The sequence below is a fragment of the Mucilaginibacter sp. AK015 genome (assembly GCF_014200785.1).
Classification (GTDB): Bacteria; Bacteroidota; Bacteroidia; order Sphingobacteriales; family Sphingobacteriaceae; genus Mucilaginibacter.
In genome coordinates, this window is record NZ_JACHCV010000001.1 from 625,080 (window position 1) to 646,673 (window position 21,594).

General features: G+C 42.9%; 20 protein-coding genes. 5 read left to right on the forward strand and 15 right to left on the reverse strand.

The genetic code is table 11. From position 1 onward, the window contains the following. The first annotated feature begins 25 nt into the window (after positions 1-25). Complete coding sequence (locus HDC91_RS02680; protein ID WP_183548231.1) at positions 26-1,930, forward strand: OmpA family protein; 1,905 nt, start codon at positions 26-28, stop codon at positions 1,928-1,930. A 79-nt stretch (positions 1,931-2,009) separates the two neighbouring features. Here HDC91_RS02680 and rplT read toward each other — a convergent pair whose 3' ends face one another. From rplT to serC, 7 genes are all read right to left on the reverse strand, one after another. Then, positions 2,010-2,354, reverse strand: coding sequence for a 50S ribosomal protein L20 (gene rplT, locus HDC91_RS02685; RefSeq protein WP_067059791.1), 345 nt, complete (start codon positions 2,352-2,354; stop codon positions 2,010-2,012). Between the two features lie 75 nt (positions 2,355-2,429). After that, the gene (gene rpmI, locus HDC91_RS02690) at positions 2,430-2,630 is read right to left on the reverse strand and encodes a 50S ribosomal protein L35 (protein ID WP_162432340.1); all 201 of its coding nucleotides are present in this window, start codon (positions 2,628-2,630) and stop codon (positions 2,430-2,432) included. A gap of 150 nt (positions 2,631-2,780) precedes the next feature. Then, positions 2,781-3,347, reverse strand: a complete 567-nt coding sequence (infC, locus tag HDC91_RS02695; protein ID WP_162432339.1) for a translation initiation factor IF-3 — start codon at positions 3,345-3,347, stop codon at positions 2,781-2,783. A 1-nt stretch (position 3,348) separates the two neighbouring features. After that, positions 3,349-5,274, reverse strand: coding sequence for a threonine--tRNA ligase (gene thrS / locus HDC91_RS02700; RefSeq protein ID WP_183548233.1), 1,926 nt, complete (start codon positions 5,272-5,274; stop codon positions 3,349-3,351). A 235-nt stretch (positions 5,275-5,509) separates the two neighbouring features. After that, on the reverse strand, positions 5,510-6,043 hold the full coding sequence (locus tag HDC91_RS02705; protein ID WP_183548235.1) for a DinB family protein: 534 nt from the start codon (positions 6,041-6,043) through the stop codon (positions 5,510-5,512). 90 nt (positions 6,044-6,133) lie between these two features. Further along, positions 6,134-7,087: a D-2-hydroxyacid dehydrogenase gene (locus HDC91_RS02710; RefSeq protein WP_183548237.1), complete on the reverse strand. Its 954-nt coding sequence runs from the start codon at positions 7,085-7,087 to the stop codon at positions 6,134-6,136. 57 nt (positions 7,088-7,144) lie between these two features. Continuing rightward, the gene (serC, locus tag HDC91_RS02715) at positions 7,145-8,212 is read right to left on the reverse strand and encodes a 3-phosphoserine/phosphohydroxythreonine transaminase (RefSeq protein ID WP_183548239.1); all 1,068 of its coding nucleotides are present in this window, start codon (positions 8,210-8,212) and stop codon (positions 7,145-7,147) included. A 368-nt stretch (positions 8,213-8,580) separates the two neighbouring features. Here serC and HDC91_RS02720 point away from each other — a divergent pair, with 368 nt between their 5' ends. Beyond that, positions 8,581-9,981, forward strand: a complete 1,401-nt coding sequence (locus tag HDC91_RS02720; protein ID WP_183548241.1) for an MBL fold metallo-hydrolase — start codon at positions 8,581-8,583, stop codon at positions 9,979-9,981. 7 nt (positions 9,982-9,988) lie between these two features. On the opposite strand, the gene HDC91_RS02725 is transcribed toward HDC91_RS02720, so the two are convergent. The 4 genes from HDC91_RS02725 to HDC91_RS02740 all read right to left on the reverse strand — a co-directional run bounded on the left by HDC91_RS02725 (position 9,989) and on the right by HDC91_RS02740 (position 12,907). Next, positions 9,989-10,300 (reverse strand): hypothetical protein, encoded by a 312-nt coding sequence (locus HDC91_RS02725; protein WP_162432334.1) that lies wholly within the window; start codon positions 10,298-10,300, stop codon positions 9,989-9,991. Between the two features lie 110 nt (positions 10,301-10,410). Beyond that, complete coding sequence (locus tag HDC91_RS02730; RefSeq protein WP_183548243.1) at positions 10,411-10,836, reverse strand: hypothetical protein; 426 nt, start codon at positions 10,834-10,836, stop codon at positions 10,411-10,413. A gap of 6 nt (positions 10,837-10,842) precedes the next feature. Continuing rightward, on the reverse strand, positions 10,843-11,571 hold the full coding sequence (locus tag HDC91_RS02735; RefSeq protein ID WP_162432333.1) for a (Fe-S)-binding protein: 729 nt from the start codon (positions 11,569-11,571) through the stop codon (positions 10,843-10,845). A gap of 28 nt (positions 11,572-11,599) precedes the next feature. Continuing rightward, on the reverse strand, positions 11,600-12,907 hold the full coding sequence (locus tag HDC91_RS02740) for an MFS transporter (protein ID WP_183548245.1): 1,308 nt from the start codon (positions 12,905-12,907) through the stop codon (positions 11,600-11,602). 426 nt (positions 12,908-13,333) lie between these two features. Here HDC91_RS02740 and rnr point away from each other — a divergent pair, with 426 nt between their 5' ends. Next, positions 13,334-15,472 carry a ribonuclease R gene (gene rnr, locus HDC91_RS02745; protein WP_183548247.1) on the forward strand — a complete coding sequence of 713 codons (2,139 nt, stop codon included), beginning with the start codon at positions 13,334-13,336 and terminating at the stop codon, positions 15,470-15,472. An 80-nt stretch (positions 15,473-15,552) separates the two neighbouring features. After that, positions 15,553-16,527: a polyprenyl synthetase family protein gene (locus tag HDC91_RS02750; protein WP_183548249.1), complete on the forward strand. Its 975-nt coding sequence runs from the start codon at positions 15,553-15,555 to the stop codon at positions 16,525-16,527. Between the two features lie 20 nt (positions 16,528-16,547). On the opposite strand, the gene HDC91_RS02755 is transcribed toward HDC91_RS02750, so the two are convergent. Next, complete coding sequence (locus tag HDC91_RS02755) at positions 16,548-18,047, reverse strand: reverse transcriptase domain-containing protein (RefSeq protein ID WP_183548250.1); 1,500 nt, start codon at positions 18,045-18,047, stop codon at positions 16,548-16,550. 313 nt (positions 18,048-18,360) lie between these two features. On the opposite strand from HDC91_RS02755, the gene HDC91_RS02760 reads away from it, so the two are divergent. After that, entirely contained in the window at positions 18,361-19,959 is a 1,599-nt protein-coding gene (locus HDC91_RS02760) for a M1 family metallopeptidase (protein ID WP_183548251.1), read from the forward strand. A gap of 245 nt (positions 19,960-20,204) precedes the next feature. On the opposite strand, the gene rpmA is transcribed toward HDC91_RS02760, so the two are convergent. The 3 genes from rpmA to HDC91_RS02775 all read right to left on the reverse strand — a co-directional run bounded on the left by rpmA (position 20,205) and on the right by HDC91_RS02775 (position 21,570). Continuing rightward, the gene (gene rpmA / locus HDC91_RS02765; RefSeq protein ID WP_183548252.1) at positions 20,205-20,639 is read right to left on the reverse strand and encodes a 50S ribosomal protein L27; all 435 of its coding nucleotides are present in this window, start codon (positions 20,637-20,639) and stop codon (positions 20,205-20,207) included. A 50-nt stretch (positions 20,640-20,689) separates the two neighbouring features. Beyond that, the gene (gene rplU / locus HDC91_RS02770) at positions 20,690-20,998 is read right to left on the reverse strand and encodes a 50S ribosomal protein L21 (protein WP_183548253.1); all 309 of its coding nucleotides are present in this window, start codon (positions 20,996-20,998) and stop codon (positions 20,690-20,692) included. A gap of 68 nt (positions 20,999-21,066) precedes the next feature. Further along, positions 21,067-21,570, reverse strand: coding sequence for a hypothetical protein (locus HDC91_RS02775; protein WP_183548254.1), 504 nt, complete (start codon positions 21,568-21,570; stop codon positions 21,067-21,069). Positions 21,571-21,594: the final 24 nt, after the last annotated feature.

The window sequence follows — 21,594 nt, forward strand, 5'->3', positions numbered from 1 at the left end:
GTATTGATTATCGTATCAGTTACTAATGCGCAAAACCTGGTTTCTGTATATACTGTTATTAGCGCTTTATGCAAACGCATTTGGCCAGCAAAGGCAATACTCTACTACCGACAGAGAGGCTATCAAACAATTCGCCCTGGCCAATCAGAGCCTTGACGAGCATTTGTATGACGGAGCGATAAGCCAGTTAGAGCAGGCTATAAAAGCAGATCCAAAATTTGTTGAGGCCCATGCGCAATTGGCCGATGTTTTACGCATGAGGCGCGTTTATAAGCCCGCTATTATGCATTTTCTGAAAGTTATTGAACTTGACCCGGAGTATAACCGTGCGGTTTACCTAAAAATCGGCGATTGTGAACTTACTGCTGCCATGTACGAGCCGGCCTTGCACCACCTGGAAAAATACCTTACCTACCCCAATATTACCCCACAAAATATAGCTTATGCCCAAAAGCTGATAGCCGATTGCAAGTTTAGCATACAGGCCTTAAAACAACCGGTTAGTTTTGTACCTGTAAATATGGGCCCTGAGATAAACACCGCTGCCGATGAATATTTACCTGTTGCCACGGCTGACGAAAGTACACTGATATTTACCCGTAAGATTGATAATAATGAAGATTTTTATAAAAGCGTTAAATTAAATAATAACTGGCAAAAGGCTGGCTATCTGAGCAATATAATTAATACTTCGGCATATAACGAAGGTGCGCAGTCTATCTCGCAGGATGGCAAGTACCTTTTTTTTACCGGTTGCAACAGGCCTGATGGTTTGGGCCGGTGTGACATTTATATCGCGCAGAAAAAAGGCAACGATTGGGCAAAGCCGTTTAGCCTGAGCGCCCCGGTTAATACATCGGGCTGGGAAGCGCAGCCCTCAATCAGTGCCGACGGGCGTACCTTGTATTTTGTAAGTAACCGTAAAGGAGGCTATGGCGGTTACGATATCTGGAAGTCGACCCTGAGCGATAAAGGCTGGAGCGAACCTGAAAATATGGGTCCGCAGATAAATACGGCTTATGACGAGCAATCGCCGTTTATACACCCTGACGACAGTACTTTTTACTTTTCCAGCAATGGGTGGCCGGGTATGGGAGGCAAAGACCTTTTTGTAAGCCGACTTGGCAAAGATGGTAAATGGCAAAAGCCCGAGAACCTGGGCTATCCTATCAACTCCAGCGGGGACGAAAATGGTTTAACGCTTACGGCAAACGGCTCATTCGCTTTCTTTTCGTCAAATAATTTGAAGGGCTTTGGTGGTTATGATATTTACACGTTTGAATTGCCGCCAAACCTGCGGCCCAATATCGTTACTTATGTTAAAGGCACCGTGGCAGATAAAAAGACTAAACAACCGTTAGAAGCAGCCGTGGAGATCATCGACCTGCAAAAGAATATCCCAGTGTATCAGGACTACAGTTCGACAGATCTCGGGGAGTTTCTGGCCACTCTCTCGGCCGGAAAAAATTATGGCTTAAATATATCACGCGAAGGATATTTGTTTTATTCGGATAACTTTTCGCTGATAGGGCTTAAAGATAAAAAGGCATTTGACCTTTCCGTATTGCTAGCGCCTATTGAGGTGGGTAATAAAGTGATATTAAGGAATATATTTTTTGATACCAATAAGTTTGAGTTAAGAGCCGAATCGAAAGCCGAACTGCAAAAATTGATAGAATTTTTACAGCTCAACCCTACCGTTAAGATCGAAATATCGGGATATACGGATGATGTAGGTAACACTGAAACTAACATAGCGCTATCAGAAAAAAGGGCTAATTCGGTATACCAATATTTGTCGGCAAATGGCATCTTAGCAACCCGCCTGGTTTACAAAGGGTACGGCGAAGCGCAGCCCATTGCGCCAAACACGTCCGACGAAAACCGCGCGTTGAACCGGCGGACGGAGTTCATGATCATTGCTAAATAATAGGTATATAAATAAAAATCCCGGTAGCTGAAAAGCTATCGGGATTTTATTATAAGTTCCGTTTCCGGGCGTATATGGCTTATTTTACAGCGTCGATGATCGCTTTGAAAGCATCAGGATGGTTCATCGCCAGATCAGCTAAAACCTTACGATTTAAACCGATTTCTTTAGCGGCTAACTTACCTATTAATTGCGAGTAAGAAATACCGTGTTGGCGGGCACCTGCGTTGATACGTTGTATCCATAAAGCCCTGAATTCTCTTTTCTTGGTTTTACGGTCGCGGTATGCGTATTGTAAACCTTTTTCTACCGTGTTTTTAGCAACGGTGTAAACCTTGCTGCGTGAACCCCAATAACCTTTGGCGAGGTTCATGATTCTTTTCCTGCGTCTTCTGGACGCTACTGCGTTAACTGAACGTGGCATTTTGTTTGTTTTTTGGTAGTGAGTGTCCCTCTCGGAAGCTTTTTGACTCTAATACCTGGTTAAAAATTTGTTTAATTACTTGCCAATGCAAAGCATACGTTTAACGTTACCCATGTCAGCGTTTGAAACCAAACTTGTGTGACTAAGGTTACGCTTGCGTTTTGTCGACATCTTGGTTAAGATGTGGCTTTTGAAAGCATTCTTTCTGGCAATTTTACCGGTTCCAGTAAGCTTAAAACGCTTTTTTGCACTGGAATTGGTTTTCATTTTTGGCATAACTCTATTTATTTATTTAGATGTGAGATTTGAGATACGAGATGTGAGATACTACTCCCACACCGGCATACTTCATTTCCCGGTTTTTACTATTCAATTTGTTAGGTGAGTTCAAGACAAGTCTCAAATCTCATATCTAACATCTCATATCTACTTTTTTTGCGCTTTTGAAGCAACCGTTAAAAACATCCTCTTTCCTTCAAGTTTTGGCAATTGCTCTACTTTACCTAAATCTTCAAGGGCCTGCGCAAAACGCAGTAATAAAATCTCGCCTTGTTCTTTGTAAACAATTGCGCGGCCTTTAAAGTGTACGTAAGCCCTTACCTTTTCGCCTGATTCTAAAAACTTTTGAGCATGCTTTAATTTAAATTCAAAGTCATGGTCATCAGTATTCGGTCCGAAACGGATCTCCTTAATAACGGTTTGCTTGGCATTGCTCTTTATCTCTTTAAGCTTTTTCTTTTGTTCGTAAACAAATTTGTTATAATCTGTTACTTTACAAACGGGAGGTACTGCGTTCGGAGATATTTCAACCAGGTCAAGTTCCTGCTCCTGGGCAATAGCCAAAGCATCTCTTAATGAGTAAACGCCTTGTTCCACGTTATCGCCAACAAGGCGCACCTCTTGTGCCCTTATAAACTGGTTGATATTATGTTCAGCCTCTTTTTTCTTAAATGGAAGCCTGGGTCCTCTGTTGAAAGGTTTGTTTAAAGCCAAGTTATACTGTTATTTCTGTAATTATTTGTTTTTTAAAATCTTCAATGCTCATGCTTCCCAAATCGCCTGTACCATGCCTGCGAACCGAAACTAACCCTTCGGAAGCTTCCTTTTCGCCTACAATGAGCATATATGGGATCTTTTTAACTTCAGCGTCGCGTATTTTACGACCTATTTTTTCATCTCTAAAGTCAATCAGCCCGCAAATATCGGAATCTTTTAACTCATCTGAAAGTTTTTTTGCATAATCTTCATATTTTTCGGAGATCGGCAAAATAATAAATTGCTCAGGCGATAACCATAACGGGAAATTACCCGCGCAATGCTCTATTAATACTGCAACAAAGCGTTCGAGCGAGCCAAACGGCGCCCTGTGTATCATTACCGGGCGATGTTTCTGGTTGTCTGCGCCGGTGTATTCCAGCTCAAAACGCTCCGGCAGGTTATAATCCACCTGGATAGTTCCTAATTGCCATTTTCGGCCTAAAGCATCCTTCACCATAAAATCGAGCTTAGGCCCGTAGAAAGCCGCTTCACCGTACTCCACTACGGTTGGCAATCCTTTTTCTTCGGCAGCCTCAATAATTGATGATTCGGCCAATGCCCAATTCTCGTCGGTACCGATGTATTTAGCTTTGTTATTGGGGTCGCGCAGCGATACCTGTGCAATGTAATTATCAAAGCCCAAAGCGCCGAATACATACAATACCAGGTCTATTACCTTTTTAAACTCATCCTTTACCTGGTCGGGGCGACAAAATAAGTGCGCATCATCCTGTGTAAAGCCGCGTACACGGGTTAAGCCATGAAGCTCGCCGCTTTGTTCGTACCGGTAAACGGTACCGAACTCTGCCAATCGAACCGGCAGATCTTTGTAAGAGCGTGGCTTTGTTTTATATATCTCGCAGTGGTGCGGGCAGTTCATCGGCTTTAAAAAGAACTCTTCTCCCTCCTGCGGGGTTTTTATCGGCTGAAAAGAATCCGCACCGTACTTATCATAATGCCCCGATGTTACATACAGGTTTTTATGTCCGATGTGCGGAGTGATTACCTGCTCGTAACCGGCTTTTACCTGTGCTTTTTGCAAAAAGTTTGTCAAGCGCTCGCGCAGGGCAGCACCTTTAGGCAGCCATAACGGCAAGCCCATGCCCACTTTTTCGCTAAAAGCAAAAAGTTCAAGCTCTTTACCCAGTTTGCGATGGTCGCGCTTTTTGGCTTCTTCTATCACATGCAGGTAGTCGGTCAATTCGCTTGCTTTCGGAAACGTAACCCCATAGATGCGCGTAAGCTGCTTGCGGCTTTCGTCGCCGCGCCAATAAGCGCCGGCAACGCTCATCAGTTTTACAGCTTTGATAGCGCCGGTGTTAGGGATGTGCGGCCCGCGGCACAGGTCGGTAAAATTTCCCTGGGTGTAAAATGTTATGCTGCCATCGGGCAGGTCTTTGATCAGGTCCAGTTTGTACTCATCCCCTTTATCGGTAAAATATTCAATGGCATCGGCTTTGCTAACCGGTTTGCGAATGTATTCGCTTTTGGTTTTAGCAAGTTCTACCATCTTGTCCTCGATCTTTTTAAAATCGTCTGATGAGAACGCATGGTCGCCAAAATCAACATCGTAATAAAAGCCTGTTTCGATAGCCGGTCCAATACCAAATTTGGTACCCGGGTACAAAGCTTCCAATGCCTCGGCCAGTAAGTGGGCTGACGAATGCCAATAGGTTGATTTTCCCTTTGCGTCGTTCCAGGTTAACAATTTAACGGCCGAATCTTCTTCAATGGGGCGGCTTGCATCCCAAACCTCGCCGTTTACTTCGGCAGCTAATACGTTACGTGCTAAACCTTCGGAGATAGACAGCGCTATCTGCATGGAAGTGATCCCCTTGTCGTACTGACGAACGGCACCATCAGGAAGAGTAATACTAATCATCTACAACTATGATTTAAATTTTAATAAAAAATGAATTATAAAAAACCAATCGCATACTAACGCGATTTGTACTTATGGCAAAAATAGGATTTTATTTATACAGCGAAAGTAAATGTTTAAATAAGCCTCGCTAATGCAGAAATGTCATTGCGAGCGTAGTGCGGCAATCTTCGATAGAAAAGTTGGCGATAAGCATGTCAAGGATTGCCTTGTACCGTGCAATTACGTGCGCAGGCTAAATTGTCAAATACTTACTTCTGATTAAATTATAATGGTGCATTTCGTGGCCGGCAATGTGGTAGGCCAGCGCGCGTACGGTAGCATCATTAGCGGTACCTGTGCCGTGTCCCATCCTGTCGAAGGCTTCTTCGGGCAGGCCGTTGAATAAGGCTATGGTGGCTTTGCGTACAGCCTCATATTCGTCAAAAATATTGTCCAGGTCCCGCTTATCCGCGCCAGAGTATCTGGCATAGCTATCCTGGTCAAAGCCTATCAGGTTTTGCTGCTCGTTACGGGCAAAGCGCAGGGCGCGGTAAGCAAATATTCTTTCATCATCAATAATATGAACCAACACCTCTTTAATACTCCATTTACCCGGCGCATAGCGATGCAAAAGGCGTTCTTCAGATAACGAATAGATCAACTCCTTTACCCGGTAAAAGTTGTTTTGCAGATACTTTAGTATTAAGCCATCTGTTGGTATCAGCTTCATATACATAATTGCATATGGCGGGTAATCGCCCGGCTTGGGCGGCATTATTATTCTCATGAGTTTACGTTTTGCAAAAAGTAAATTTAACGAAAAAGCCCTTGCTTTTCGGCAAGGGCTCTAATACTTCGATAAACTCAGGATAACGATCTACTTATTAAAATGGCCTATAATCAGGCTGGCCAGTTCGACGCCTATACGCTCCTGGGCCTCGTTTGTGGCCGCGCCAATGTGCGGGGTCAGTGAAATTTTAGGATGGGCCAGGATCTCGGCACGAGGCGTTGGCTCGTTATCAAACACATCCAAAGCCGCGTATGATACCTGGCCGCTGTTTAAAGCCTCTATCAACGCCAGTTCGTCAATTAACCCGCCGCGCGAAATATTGATGAGTTTAACACCCTTTTTCATTTGCGCCAGTTCATCGGCACCAATCAGGGCTTTGTCAATAAATGGTGTATGCAGGGTTATAAAATCGGCTGTTTTGATGATCTCGTCGAGCGTTGAAGTTTTAACAGTTACATTAACTTTTGTGCCGCCCGTACCTAAAACAATCTCAACTTCCGGGTTAAAGGGGTGCAGGTCGTAAGCAATTACATCCATACCTACCCCTATCGCGATTTTTGCAACTTCGCGACCGATGCGGCCAAAGCCAACAATACCCAATGTTTTACCGCGCAGTTCAACACCCTTAGCATAGGCTTTTTTCAGGTCGTTGAATTTAGTGCCACCTTCAACCGGCATTTTGCGGTTGCTATCGTGCAGAAAACGTACGCCTGTAAAAAGCTGCGCGAAAACCAGTTCGGCAACTGATAATGAAGATGAAGCCGGCGTATTGTACACGCCAATGCCTTTTTGCTTCGCGTAGTCTACATCAATATTATCAACACCTACCCCACCGCGGCCAATAAGTTTAAGGTTTGGGCAAGCATCAATTAAAGCTGCGCGCACTTTGGTAGCGCTACGTACGGTTATAGCATCAAACTCCTGTAAACGTACTGGCAATTCATGCTGAGGGATATTATTGGTTTCTACGAAAAATCCGGCATCTTCCAACATTTTTTTTCCAATCGGGTCGATACCGTCGTTAGCTAATATTTTGATCATGATATTTTAGAGATTAGAGGTAGGAGATCAGACAATCCTGATCTCCACCCCTGATGATTACTTATTTTTATCTGCAAATTCGCGCATGGCATCAATCAGCACATAAACACTGGTTATTGGCAACGCGTTGTATATTGAAGCGCGGAAACCGCCTACGCTCCTGTGGCCCTTTAAACCTACTATTCCTTTTTCTTCGCATAGTTTCAGGAAAGGCTTTTCGTGCTCGGGGTTTTCGGCAACAAAACAAACGTTCATGCGCGAACGGTCTTCGGTGGCGGCAACAGCCTTAAACAACGGGTTACGGTCAATTTCCTCGTAAAGTACTTTTGCCTTTTCGTTGTTCTCTACCTCGATAGCCGAAACGCCGCCCTTTGCTTTTAACCACTTAAGAGTAAGCATGGATACGTATATGGCAAAACAAGGTGGTGTATTATACATCGATCCCCCTTCTATTTGCACCTGGTAGTTAAACATGGCCGGTATTTTACGGCCGGTTTTACCCAGCAGGTCATCTTTAACTATTACCAGTGTAACACCCGCAGGGCCCATATTTTTCTGAGCGCCGGCATATATCAAGCCAAAGTCGGCAACGTTTATTGTACGGCTGAATATATCTGACGACATGTCGCAAACCACCGGTATTGGCGATTTGGGGAAACGATGCATTTGCGTACCATAAATGGTGTTGTTTGATGTTACGTGAAAGTACGCCGCATCTTCGGGTATTTTATAATTTGTGGGGATATAAGTAAAGTTACTTTCCTTTGATGTAGCAACCACCTCTGTATCGCCGAAAAATTTAGCTTCTTTAATGGCTTTGTTAGCCCATACACCGGTTTCCAGGTAAGCGGCCTTACCACCTTCAGGTAACAGGTTGTAGGGCGCTAATGCAAACTGTGTACTTGCACCCCCTTGTAAAAATAAAACAGAATACCCTTCCGGAAGGTTGAAAAGTTCCTTTACGAGGCTTACAGCTTCGTTTAATACGGCTTCAAACTCCGGTGATCGGTGCGAGATCTCGAGCAGGGAAAGACCGGTTCCGTTAAAATCAATTACTGCCGCAGCAGCCTGTTTTAAAACTTCTTGTGGTAATATGCCGGGGCCGGCACCGAAATTATGTTTCATATGTTGAACTATATTTGACTTATAACTAATTATCAACTTTGTACTGAGAAAGGCCGAAGTTAATAAATTCGACAAATTTTATAGAGTATTTTTACAATTTTATAAAAAAGAGTTTTTTAGTAAGTCGTCATTATCGGCATACTGCCTGCAAAGCATATAAAATTTTGGTTGTCAGGCGTATACAGTAAATGTAGTAAGTGGCCATTTACAATACGGTATATTATAATTACCTGGTTATCAGATTTTAATGTTTGATCATAGTGGTCGCACCACGAACATCAATGTCCCGTAAACCATTACATAATTGAGTTAAAATCCTTATAATTGCATGTGGCAGCTTATACAGGTGCCAACTGCGAACTACTTAAATGAGACTAACCATACACGGCGCCGCGCGCCAGGTAACCGGCAGCATGCATTTGCTGCAGGCAGGCCAATATAAGATACTGATAGACTGCGGCCTTGACTACGAGAAAGACCATAACATACAAGTTAACGAAGACTTCGGCTTCCGTCCCGAAGAAATAGACGTGGTTATCCTTACCCACGCCCATATCGACCACTCGGGCAACCTGCCCACGCTGGTGCGCATGGGCTTTAACGGGCAGATACTTTGCACCCCGCCTACTGCCGATTTGACCGAACTGTTATTGATAGACTCGGTAAATATATTCTTAGCTAAATCGGAAAAAAGTAATGGCCGTAAACGGCGCAGGCATAAACACAGCGGCGGCGGCCCGCAGCCGCTTTACCTGCAAAAGCATGTGATGGATACTGTAGATCGTTTTGTAACAATTGGCTTCGATAAACCTTTCCGTATAACCGGCGATATCGAACTTACATTTATACCGGCGGGTCACCTGCTTGGCGCTGCCGCCGCCGTTTTAAAAATAAACGATGAGGGGGTAGAAAAATCCATTGCATTTACCGGTGACATAGGCCGTAAGAATTACCCGGTACTAAACGACCCCGACCCCCTGCCACAGGTAGATTATATCGTGTCGGAATCTACCTACGGCGGCAGGATGCACACCAAAGGTAAATCGGTACAGGAAACGCTGATTGAAACCATCGAAAAGGTTTGTGTTGCGGAGCAAGGGCGATTAATTATCCCGGCGTTCAGTATCGGCCGAACACAATCGTTGGTGTTCGCGTTAAATAAGATATTTAATAATGGTTTACTGCCCAGGATTCCCGTTTTTGTGGATAGCCCAATGGCTGCGCGCGCTACCGGTTTATACCGTAAACACCACAGCCTGGTAAACCCCGAAGCGCAGGAATTTTACAATAAACAAGGTGACGAATTCGATTTTGAGAACCTTACCTATGTGGAGACCTTAAAAGACAGCAGGCAGGTATCAAATTATTACGAGCCGTGCATTATCATTTCATCAGCAGGGATGCTGGAAGGCGGACGCATTCAGGACCACCTGTTCTACAATATCCAAAATTACTACTGTACTATTCTGTTTATAGGCTATTGCGCAAAAGGCACGCTGGGTTACCGCCTGCTTCGCGGTGACGCTATAGTACATATCAAAGACCGGGACCTGGCCGTTTACGCCACCATTAAACAAACGGACGTTTTAAGTGCCCACGGCGATCATGAAGACCTTATCAATAACATTAAAGGCCAGGACCCCCACCAGCTAAAAGGCGTCTATTTGGTGCACGGCGAGGCAAGCAGTATGCAGGCCATGGCCGATGCCTTGGAACAGGACGGTTATAAAGTAACTATCCCCGAGAAGGGCGTAGCATACGAGTTGTAATATTATTTTATTTATAAAAATCGTCCGTAGCAGCTACCAATGTAATGTGCTCTAATACAGGCTCCGCTTCCAGCCCGCTGGCCCAAAGTTCCTCGTCAAATTTTTTGAAGGATTGTAAGGACGTTAATATGTTATGCGCCTCCTCGTTTTCAAACTGGTCAAAGTGCATAAACGTTTTGCCATCGGGCAGCAGCCATGTGCTGTACTTAATGCCGGGATGGTTCAGCTCTTTTAATTCTTTTACGATGCCGGCGATGTTGGCCTGGTTTATCGGCGCAAATGCCGTGGTGGTGGTGTAGTGTACCCGTAATGCTTTCATAAAGTGCTTTGATTTATCAGATCAAATTTAGCCAATGCAACATTACGTTGTGAGGCAAATGAGGACAGGTTAACGGGGGAATTGCGACAAGCTACACGTCAAAACTAATTTTAATATTGTTTTTTGCGAAGAACCCCAATTAATTCGTCTGCTTCGAGCCTTATGGCAACGTATTGATAGATCCAGCCAAGCATAGCAAGTATTGCAAAGTAGTAAAACGTATCTTTAATTAAATATCCAAATAGCACAGTGCCAAGCAGGACAAATATTAAGTCTAAATACGCTATTTTATAAGCAAATTTTACATTCAGTAAAACATTTTCAAGTTTAAAGAAAAATGTGCCTTTTGCCACTTTTACAGAAGTGTGAAAAACTGATCTTTTAGTAGAGAAACCATTATCAAAGGAAACGAAATTATAAAATGACTTGATATCTTGATATTTTTCTTTCTTTAGAACAGCAACAATTCGATCCCTTGCAATATCTAAATCTAATTCGCTATTAACCTCGATATAATAGTTTAGTGTCCAATTCATCGCCGATTACACATTTCCCCATCCGTGAGCCAGCACATCGGCTATGTGGATAGTTTTAATGGGCAGGTTGTTTTTATCGATATACCCTTGCAGATGCAGCAGGCACGACGCGTCTGTAGAGATAATATAGTCAGCCTTAGCGGCCAGGGCGTTATCAACCTTTTGCTGCGCCATAGCTGTGGCAATGGCATCAAACTTAACCGAAAATGTGCCGCCAAAGCCGCAGCAGGTTTCATTATCTTTCAAATCCACCATTTCCAGGCCCAATACTTTCGATAACAGTTGGCGGGGCTCGTCTTTGATTTTGCATTCGCGCAGGCCGGCGCAGCTATCGTGGTAAACCGCACGGCCGTCCAGTTCGGCGCCGAAATAATCTACCTGTAATATGTTTACCAAAAAATCGCTCAGTTCATAAATATTGCTTTGGATATTGCGGCATTTATTATGCGATGTGGTATTGGTAAACAGGTCGTTATAATAATTGCGTACCATACCCGTGCACGACGCCGAGGGCGATACGATAACGCTGTCTTCATGAAAATCGTTCAGGAATTTACTGCCTACGGTTTTGGCTTCATCCCAGAAACCGGCATTAAATGCCGGCTGGCCACAACAAGTTTGCTCAGGGTTATAATTAACAGTACAGCCAGCTTTTTCAAGCACTTTTACAGTATTAAAAGCGGTATCGGGGTACAACTGATCTATAAAACACGGGACAAATAATTCAATTGTCATCTGTACATTAAAATTAACGGCGCTAAAGTCATGAATTTTTTTGAACTTTCCGTTCTGTTGTTAATAAAGAAAACAACAATAGCAGCCCTATAACAAAGAATAAGCCCAGAACCAAAGTAGAGTTGCGCATATCGCCGGTTAACTCTTCGATAAAACCAAAGCTGAACAAACCGCCCACAATGGCCAGTTTTTCGGTAACATCGTAAAAGCTGAAGAACGAGGCGGTATCAGGGATATCCTGCGGTAAAAACTTTGAGTAGGTTGACCGCGAAAGCGACTGGATACCACCCATAACCAGGCCTACTATCACCGCGATAATGTAAAATTGGGTTGATGTAGTGGTAAAGTACGCTGCTATACAAATGCCTATCCACATAAATACCACAAATATTAATACCCTTACATTGCCAAACTTGTCTGACAGGCGCGACATTAGTGTAGCGCCACCAATAGCGACGATCTGAATAATGAGGATGATAGCGATCAATTCCGGCGTTTTCATGTGCAGCTCTTTAGCGGCAAACGCCGTGGCAACCAGCATAATGGTTTGCACACCCATCGAGTAAAAAAAGAACGACGGCAAATACCGTTTTAACAAAGGCATACTCTTTATTTTCACCCACACCTTTCCCAGCTCTATAAAACCGCCTTTAATAATATTATGCTGATGGGTTTGCGCATTAGGGCTTCCTTTTGGCAATACCGAAAAAGGAATGGAAGCGAACCCTATCCACCATAAACCTACTAAAAGGAAGGAAATTTGTGCCGGAAGCGCCTTATCTGTTATACCGAATGTGCCGGGACTTAATACAAAGGCAAAGCAAACAAGCTGCAACAGCACGCTGCCTATGTAGCCGTAAGTAAAACCTTTGGCGCTTACTTTATCCTGCATATCAAGCGTTGCAATTTCGGGGAGGTACGAGTTATAAAATACAAATCCGCCCGCGTAGCCAATAGCAGCCAGCGCAAAACAAATTACCCCCCATTCTATACGCTGCGCGTTAAAAAAGAACAAACCACAACAAGCTAAAGAACCCAGCAGCGTAAAAAATTGCATAAATACTTTTTTGTTGCCACGATAATCGGCTATCGAGCTTAGTATGGGTAGTAAAAGCACCATAACCATATAGGCTGCAGCCAGGGCATAATTGGTAAGCGCTGTGTTTATAAAACTATGACCAAAAAAGTTTACCCGGTTGCCGTTAGCTGCGTTTTCGGTTATAATTACATAATATGTAGGGAAAACGGTGGTTGTGATGACCAGGTTATACGCCGAGTTGGCCCAATCGAACATGGCCCAGGCGCGGATGGTTTTAGGGTTGTTTTTCTCTTGCATCGCACATTAAAAGTATGCAATTTTTGTAGTTTCAGAAATTTTTAAGCAAATGCGCCAAATAAGTGCTTCGCTTTTTGTCCTGCTGTTGGTTTTAATGGCTTTAAGTAATCTTGTGTAATGCCAATCTCCGTAGTCCGATAATGAAGGTGATGAAACAAAAATAAATTATGCGGTATCACCTAAACCGGTGAATTGCCCGTCTTAAAACAGTAATAACCGGCGGCAGGTACCCAAGCGGAACCTGGCAAATGTTAACGCTTTCATACGGAAAGAAGTGTTGTTATTTGTCTGTCACGTTTCTTTAGCCCGGAAAATGGACGGCAAAGTCGGTGTTTTTACATTATCCTTACCTGTAATCAAATTGTTTGACAATGGTTTTCCTATAAAACAAGTACCATTTCGTACCTTAGCAACAAACATCTGTACATGTCAAAAAATAAAAAAAATAAATCTTCTATAAACCAGGTGCTCACGCAAATGGTGCTCGATATATTTGAACAAAACGGTAATACGCCGTTAAACCATAAACAAGTTTCAGCCAAATTAAACGTACGTGACCCTGACGCCCGCGGCGTTATTCTTGATATTTTGAAAGATGAAGCCTTTAAAGGTGTACTTAAAGAAATATCTCCCGGTAAATTTCAGTTGCTTGAGCTGAAAACCTTTATCGAGGGTAAGGTTGACCTGACAAACGACGGTTCGGCATTTATTGTTACCGACGATGAATTTGAAAGTGATATTTACGTTGCCCCCCGTAAACTGCGTAACGCCTTAAACGGCGATCGTGTAAAGGTTTACGTGTATGCCAAAAGCCGTGGTAAGCGTAAAGAGGGTGAGGTAATAGAAATATTGCATCGCCATAAAATGGAATTTACGGGTGTTGTGCGTTTATCAGAACATTACGCGTTTTTCCTGGCAGACGACAGGAAGATGATGCATGATATTTTTATCCCGCTGAGCGAATTGAACGGCGCGAAGAACGGCATAAAGGCGGTAGCTGAGATTACCGATTGGCCGGCAGGGGCTAAAAACCCGGTTGGCCGTATTAAATATGTACTGGGCGAACAGGGCGAGAACGATACCGAAATGAACGCCATATTGGCCGAGTATGGCTTTCCCCTTTCCTTCCCTGCCGAGGTTGAGCGCGAAGCCGAAGCGATATCAAGCGATATTACTGCCGATGAAATTGCCGGTCGCCGCGATTTCAGAGATGTGCTGACGTTCACCATCGACCCTTTTGATGCCAAGGATTTTGATGATGCCCTATCCTTTAAAAAGCTGGATAACGGCAATTACGAGGTTGGCGTGCATATTGCCGACGTATCGCACTACATTATCCCCGATTCGGCTTTGGATAAGGAAGCTTATGAACGCGGTACATCAGTTTACCTGGTTGACAGGGTGATCCCCATGCTGCCCGAAAGATTATCCAATGGTCTTTGCTCGCTTCGCCCAAAAGAAGACAAGCTTTGTTTTGCGGCGGTTTTTGAATTGGATGATAACGCCAACGTTATTGACCAATGGTTTGGCAAAACGGTTATCCATTCTGACAGGCGCTTTACTTATGAAGAAGTGCAAGAGGTTATTGAGACCAAAACCGGCGATTATATTGAAGAAATAGAAAAGTTAAACGCACTTGCCTACAAGCTGCGCGAACGAAAGTTTAAGGCGGGCGCCATTAGCTTTGAAACTACCGAGGTTAAATTTAAGCTGGATGAAACAGGCAAGCCTATTGGTGTTTATGTAAAGGAACGGAAAGACGCGCATAAGCTGATTGAAGATTTTATGCTGCTGGCTAACCGCAAAGTTGCCGAGCATGTAAGCAAAATGGGCAAAGGCAAGCATAAATACACCTTTGTTTACCGCGTGCATGATACCCCCAAGCCCGATGCCCTCGCAAACTTCGCGCAGTTTGCAGCAAGATTTGGCTACCGGATAAATACAAAATCTGACAAGGAAACCGCCCGCTCCCTTAACTTTTTAATGGAAGATGTAGAAGGCAAAAAAGAGCAGAACGTACTTACTCAACTGGCAATACGCTCAATGGCTAAAGCAATTTATACTACAAAAAGCAGCAGCCATTACGGTTTGGCGTTCGACCATTACACACACTTTACGTCGCCCATACGCCGCTACCCGGATGTAATGGTGCACCGGTTATTGCAACATTACCTTACCGGCGGCCAAAGCGCCAATGCCGAGCATTACGAAGAATTGTGTAAGCATAGCTCGCAGATGGAGAAAAAAGCAGCAGATGCAGAACGGTCGTCAGTTAAATATAAACAAGCCGAATATCTTAAAGACCAGGTTGGCAATGTATTTGCCGGTATCATTTCGGGTGTTACGGAATGGGGAATGTACGTAGAAATAGTTGATAACAAATGTGAAGGTATGATACGCCTGCGAGATATAAGCGATGATTTCTATACTTTAGACGAGAAAAATTACGCCATTATCGGCCAGCGTAAAAAGAAAGTTTACCAGCTTGGCGATGAGGTACAAATTAGGGTAAAAAACGTTGACCTGACCAAAAAACAGATAGACTTTTCATTAGTAAATAATTAAATCTTATGAGTTCCGGGAGTATGGTGCGCGGTGCGGTTAAACGCTTCGCTCCTTACTCTACATACTTCGTCCCCACAAACATGAGAAAACTTGAAGATCTGCAGTCCTTGATCGCACGCTCCTTGTCTGAACTGAAATTTCCTGAACACCCGGCAGAATTATACGAACCTATTAAATATATACTTGCTTTGGGCGGTAAGCGTATGCGCCCTGCCCTGCTGCTGATGGCCTGCGATTTGTTTGGGGGGGATGTGGAGGCTGCAATACCCCCGGCGCTTGCGATAGAGGTGTTTCATAACTTTACGCTGATGCACGATGATATTATGGACAACGCGCCAAAAAGACGCGGTAAAACCACCGTTCACGAAAAGTGGAACAACAATGTGGCTATACTATCGGGCGATGTAATGCTGATAAAAGGCTACGAGCTGATGATGCAGGTGCCTGATGATAAACTCCGTACGATCCTGGATATTTTTAATGAAACAGCAGCCGGCGTATGCGAAGGCCAGCAGTGGGATATGACCTTTGAGACCAGTAATAACATCAATATCGAGGAGTATTTGCGCATGATTCGCCTTAAAACTGCTGTGGTGTTGGGTGGTGCCTTAAAAATAGGCGCGCTTATTGGCAACGCTGATATTAAAGATGCCGACCTGCTGTGCAATTTTGGCGAGCACCTGGGCATAGCCTTCCAGCTGCAGGATGATATTTTGGACGTTTACGGCGACCCCGAAAAGTTTGGAAAGCAGGTTGGCGGAGATATTATTTCCAATAAAAAAACATACCTGCTGATTAAGGCGCTCGAACTGACCGAAGGTACTGATGCGGAAGAATTAATCCGGTGGATCACTTTTACACAGTTTAACCCCGAAGAGAAAGTGGCTGCTGTAACCGCTATCTATGATAACGTAAATATCCGCCAGTATGCCGAAAACGAAATGCAGGAACATGCTACACAAGCGTTTGAAGCGCTTGAACAGATAAACCTGCCCGAAGAAGGTAAACAATACCTCCGCGCTTTTGCAGATGGGTTACTGATGAGGGAATATTGATTATTAGATGATTAAGGCATTTACTCATAATAACCAATCTTTTTGTTCATTACTTTTTCAACACCAATTGAATTTACCCCTATTTGAATAGCTTTATATATCCTTAAAAAGCTAGGTATACGATATAACCCTTTAGATTTGCCAAATTTTTGAGCGCGACACTGCTTTATCAACTCAGCGGATGTTAAATCGAAAGGGAAATGATCTAAACTAGGGCGCCCATGGCTTATGAGTATTTGTTTTCTTTTTCTCAGTACATTTAAAAAAGTTGAAACCATCCACTTATCTAATTCTATCATCTGAGCTTCATTATCTATAATAGGATAAAAGCTCATCAAACCTTTGAAATTTAATCTATTGTAAGTACCATTTAAATATCTTGCAAGTGTGTTTTCCGATAAATTACCATACAAATATCGCCTGATTTGCATTATAGCGATTAAAAAGTCACGATCTCTGTCTTTTCCAGGGAGATTTATTGCATTAATTGGGAAATATTTAATAGGTTGAATCAAATTTTTATATAGAAGGTATGATATCTGTTTTTTAATTTTAATTACTGACTTATTTCTAATCCCAATCGTTTCGGTTGAAATTTTATAACCTAAAAACTCAACATGATATTTGGTCTTTGCAAACTCAGAACTAGTACCCTCTTTCTGCAAAAGTGATATGCCGTCTGATTTTGCGAAATTTATCTGTATTCCTGTTAATTGAGCGAATTGATTGATGATATCAAACGCCTTACAAATTTTAGTATAATCCTTTGTCCAAATAATAGTATCGTCTGCATATCTTGCAAACCTTAATCCCTCTTCTTCAAGTAATCGATCCAATCGCCAACACGCTAAATTTGCTAAAAATAAAGAGATGGATAAACCCTGAGGTACTCCGACACCATCTTTAGAACTATGTTTCAAAAAGGCTTCTATTACCGACCGTTCTGTTGAACTGACAGAAAAGCAATTTTCGGTCATTTGCTCAAAAATGTAGCTGTGTTTGATGGAACCAAAAAAATTACTAAAATCAAACTCAGCGACAAAAATTCTTTCTGAGTTCTTGATATCGTTAGCAATATCTTGAATAGCAAAATGAACGTTTCTATCATTTCTATATGCGTAAGAAAAATGACTAAAACGATGTTTATTTTTTTTTAATAGATCATGATAAAATTTGTCTGAAACAGCACTATCAGGCAATTGGTAAACTGATATCTCTCTCTCCCCCCCTCCAGCCTTGGGAATTGCCTTCTTGTACGGGGCCATAGGAGCATAAGTACCGTCCTTTATTTTCTTTGATATTGACTTAGCGATTTGAGAAACATGTCGTAAAACATAAAAAGGATTATACTTTTTATTGATCGTCCACTCATCTGGCACTTTCACTTCTTTACTTGGCACCCTCTTCAAACGTTTTATATTTCTTTCATATTCTAAATTTAAATAGTTGTGATAGTTTTGATAGCGTTCAGCATGCACTTGTGCTTCCTTGTTAATGTAGTATGTTATCGACCGTTCCATATATTATATTGATATAACAAAAGGCCTTCTTTCGAAGGCCTCCCACGGATAAACCATTAAAAAATAAGTTTCCAGTTTAAAATTCGATTGGGTCGAACTTTACCAAAGCCTAAACCACAACAGCTTAGGATTGGATTATCCGTTCATCCCCTTAGGACATTTACAAATGTAAAAAAAAATCAAACAAAAAGACCTTAGCCCTCGTTGGTAGTGTCACCAACAAGTTTTGTACCCATATATAAATTTTACAAAGCTTATCATCGCAATATAAATACACATCCTTACCTTTAAGCACACAATCATTCCTTATCTGATGAAAATAACATCAAAAATACCAGCCCTAGCCATCATGTTTGCCAGTTTTTGGCTTAATGCCCATGCACAAACATCGGGCGGTAAGCTGAAGCCGGAGCAGGCCATTATGGATGTTCGCCATTACACCATCGCGTTAAATTGCAACTTCGCGACAAAGTCGGTTGACGGTTCAACTATCGTTGATGTCATCATGGCACAGCCCACCAAAGTGCTGATGCTCGACCTGATGGATTCCCTGCATGTGAGCACTGTGACTGTAAACGGCAAAAAGGAGATATTTGACCATAAAGATGGCTTAATTACCATTAACCTGGCTAAACAACTGCCTGCCGGTAAAGCAAGCATAAAAGTTGTTTACTCCGGCCGGCCGCGCATTGCCAAAAATCCGCCCTGGGATGATGGCTTTACCTGGACACAGGATTCAACCGGCCATCAATGGCTGGCCGTAACCGCCGAGGGCACAGGCGGCAAAATATTCTTCCCATGTAAAGACCACCCCAGCGACGAGCCTAATGAAGGCGCTGATATGTTGATAACAGTTCCGAAAGACCTTGTTGTTGCCGGCCCGGGGCTGCTGAAAGGTGTAAGCAAAAGAGGTAACACCGCTACATATCACTGGCAAACCAAATACAGTATCAATAATTACAATATCGTATTCAATGCCGGAGATTATACCGTTGCCAAAGGCAGCTATAAATCGGTAGCGGGCAATACGGTTCCGGTTCAGTTTTATGTTTTAAGATACCACGCCGATAAAGCACCGCATTTTATTGATATGGTAGTAAAAGCAGCACATGCTAAAGAAAAATACTTTGGCGAATACCCTTGGGCTAAAGAAAAGCTGGGCATGGTAGAAACACCCCACCTGGGTATGGAACACCAAAGCATGGTAGCTTATGGTAATAAGTTCAGGTACACCAAAGTTGGCGGCGAGGACTTCGACTGGCTGATGTTCCACGAGTTTGGCCACGAATGGTGGGGCAACAAGGTTACAGCGCGCGATTGGGCCGATTATTGGATACATGAAGGCATCGATACTTATTCGGATGCCCTGCCCTACCTTGATCTTGAAGGCAGGCAAGCCTACATAAACCATTTTAAACAAACGGCATTTGGTATTCAGAACAAACAACCGCTGGTGTTGGGTAAGGATATTGACGAAGAATCGGCCTATAACAACGATATCTACACCAAAGGGGGCTTCTTTATGCATACGCTGCAATATGTTATGGGCGATACGCTCTTCTTCCATACCATTAAAGGTTTTGTGACTGATGCTAATTATACTTACGACCATCAGGATGTTACTGATGATGTAGAGCAATACTTCAGTAAAGCTTACGGGAGATCGCTTAAACCATTGTTTGATATGTATTTACGTACTACCAATAAACTGGAAATAAGTGTGAAGGCCAGGCCGCGTGATAAATACCTGATCATGTTGCTAAACATCGATATGGACCTGCCGGTAGATGTAACCACTGATACGGGTACTAAACGGATGGCCTTAACCAAAAAAGGAATCACAATTGAAAGTAAAACCGTCCCGGTAATTGATGCCGATGGCTGGTATTTCAAAAAGGTGATATTGGAGTAGATATCGGCATAATAACTATTCATATCGATGGGTTTAAATCCATCGATATTTTTATTACTAAAACATACAGCCAACCGTCATTGCGAGCGGAGCGTGGCAATCTTCAATTGAAAAGTCGACTACATGCATGTAGAGGATTGCCACGTCGCTATCGCTCCTCGCAGTGACGCGGGGAGGGAAAATCAACGCACAAAAAAGCCCTTATCATTTGATAAGGGCTTTTATATTTTGAGCTTACCGCTTAATTATTCAGCAGGAGCTTCTTCAGCATCGGGTGCTGCTTCTTTCTTTGCTTTTGGCGCTGCCGCTTTTTTAGCTTTAGGAGCTTCTTCAGCTACTTCTGCCGCTGCAACAGGTGCTTCAACCGCTTTAGCTTCGGCTTTAACAGCTGCTTTTGGTGCTGCATCTTCTGCAACCGGTGCGGTTTCAAACGGGATAACCGAAACGTATGAACGGTTATCTGCTTTCTTTTTGAATATAACCTGGCCTGCAGCTAATGCAAATAAGGTATGATCTTTACCGATACCTACGTTAAGGCCCGGGTTATGTTTGGTACCACGCTGGCGAACAATGATGTTACCTGCAATAGCTGGCTGACCACCGAAAATTTTGATACCTAAACGTTTGCTATGTGATTCGCGGCCGTTTCTTGAACTACCGGCCCCTTTTTTGTGTGCCATTTTTTAATTTCTTTTGTGACCCTGATGAAATCGAGTCGGTTAAAATTTAATTATAATGTTATACCGGTGATCTCGATCTTGGTAAATTGCTGACGGTGACCATTTCTTTTCTGGTAACCTTTTCTGCGTTTCTTTTTGAAGATAATTACTTTATCACCTTTTAAATGAGACACGATCTTAGCCGATACCTTAGCGCTTTTTAAATCAGAACCTAATTTAAATTTACCTTCGTTTTCTGCTAACAACACATTGTCAAATTCAATACTAGCGCCTTCATCTCCCTGTAAACGGTGTACAAAGATCTGCTGGTCTTTTGCAACTTTAAATTGCTGTCCGGCTATACTTACTATTGCGTACATTGTTAATTAATTATTGTTTTAAATTTTGAGGTGCAAATATATGGATTAATAAATTAATATCCAATTGGCTATTTGTTATTTCTTTGGCGCGCTTCGGCTTCGTTCAACACCTTCTGGATTTCTTTAAGCAGGCGCTGGTTAGCGTCAACTAATTTTTCGGGGCCATCGTACGAGGCGTCGTACACAACCTTTTTGCTTTTATGCTGATAGTTGAACTGGGTAACAAAACGTGGCACCCTGCCTTTTACCGAAGGGTTGAGCTCTTTAGCCGGGAAATCCCAAAAACCCAGGTCGGCAGCCTTGCGGTGCAGGTACAGCAACTCGTTCTTGCTGAGCCTTAGCTTCATTTTAATAACCGAATCGCGCTTGTTAACATATTGGTAATCACCAGTTTTAGAGTCGTACTTATTCAGCAGTGTATCGCCATAACCATACTGAAACTGCATTGATTCGAACTCCGAAAACTTATATGGAGCATTTTTAAGTATCATCCCGTAATAGTAAATACAATACAACAGAAACGGTACTATGATGCTTGCGAACAGGAATATTTTTTTTGATTGCGTAGTCATGTATGATTATTGTGATTTAATGAA

Coding starts and splice junctions, on each gene's coding strand:
- HDC91_RS02730 (WP_183548243.1), bottom strand. CDS start 10,836: ATGAATTGGACACTAAACTATTATATCGAGGTTAATAGCGAATTAGAT.
- HDC91_RS02710 (WP_183548237.1), bottom strand. CDS start 7,087: ATGATCAAAATATTAGCTAACGACGGTATCGACCCGATTGGAAAAAAA.
- serC (WP_183548239.1), bottom strand. CDS start 8,212: ATGAAACATAATTTCGGTGCCGGCCCCGGCATATTACCACAAGAAGTT.
- rpmI (WP_162432340.1), bottom strand. CDS start 2,630: ATGCCAAAAATGAAAACCAATTCCAGTGCAAAAAAGCGTTTTAAGCTT.
- thrS (WP_183548233.1), bottom strand. CDS start 5,274: ATGATTAGTATTACTCTTCCTGATGGTGCCGTTCGTCAGTACGACAAG.
- HDC91_RS02680 (WP_183548231.1), top strand. CDS start 26: ATGCGCAAAACCTGGTTTCTGTATATACTGTTATTAGCGCTTTATGCA.
- HDC91_RS02735 (WP_162432333.1), bottom strand. CDS start 11,571: ATGACAATTGAATTATTTGTCCCGTGTTTTATAGATCAGTTGTACCCC.
- HDC91_RS02775 (WP_183548254.1), bottom strand. CDS start 21,570: ATGACTACGCAATCAAAAAAAATATTCCTGTTCGCAAGCATCATAGTA.
- rplT (WP_067059791.1), bottom strand. CDS start 2,354: ATGCCACGTTCAGTTAACGCAGTAGCGTCCAGAAGACGCAGGAAAAGA.
- rnr (WP_183548247.1), top strand. CDS start 13,334: ATGTCAAAAAATAAAAAAAATAAATCTTCTATAAACCAGGTGCTCACG.
- HDC91_RS02720 (WP_183548241.1), top strand. CDS start 8,581: ATGAGACTAACCATACACGGCGCCGCGCGCCAGGTAACCGGCAGCATG.
- rpmA (WP_183548252.1), bottom strand. CDS start 20,639: ATGGCACACAAAAAAGGGGCCGGTAGTTCAAGAAACGGCCGCGAATCA.
- HDC91_RS02740 (WP_183548245.1), bottom strand. CDS start 12,907: ATGCAAGAGAAAAACAACCCTAAAACCATCCGCGCCTGGGCCATGTTC.
- rplU (WP_183548253.1), bottom strand. CDS start 20,998: ATGTACGCAATAGTAAGTATAGCCGGACAGCAATTTAAAGTTGCAAAA.
- HDC91_RS02760 (WP_183548251.1), top strand. CDS start 18,361: ATGAAAATAACATCAAAAATACCAGCCCTAGCCATCATGTTTGCCAGT.
- HDC91_RS02725 (WP_162432334.1), bottom strand. CDS start 10,300: ATGAAAGCATTACGGGTACACTACACCACCACCACGGCATTTGCGCCG.
- HDC91_RS02705 (WP_183548235.1), bottom strand. CDS start 6,043: ATGAGAATAATAATGCCGCCCAAGCCGGGCGATTACCCGCCATATGCA.
- HDC91_RS02750 (WP_183548249.1), top strand. CDS start 15,553: ATGAGAAAACTTGAAGATCTGCAGTCCTTGATCGCACGCTCCTTGTCT.
- HDC91_RS02755 (WP_183548250.1), bottom strand. CDS start 18,047: ATGGAACGGTCGATAACATACTACATTAACAAGGAAGCACAAGTGCAT.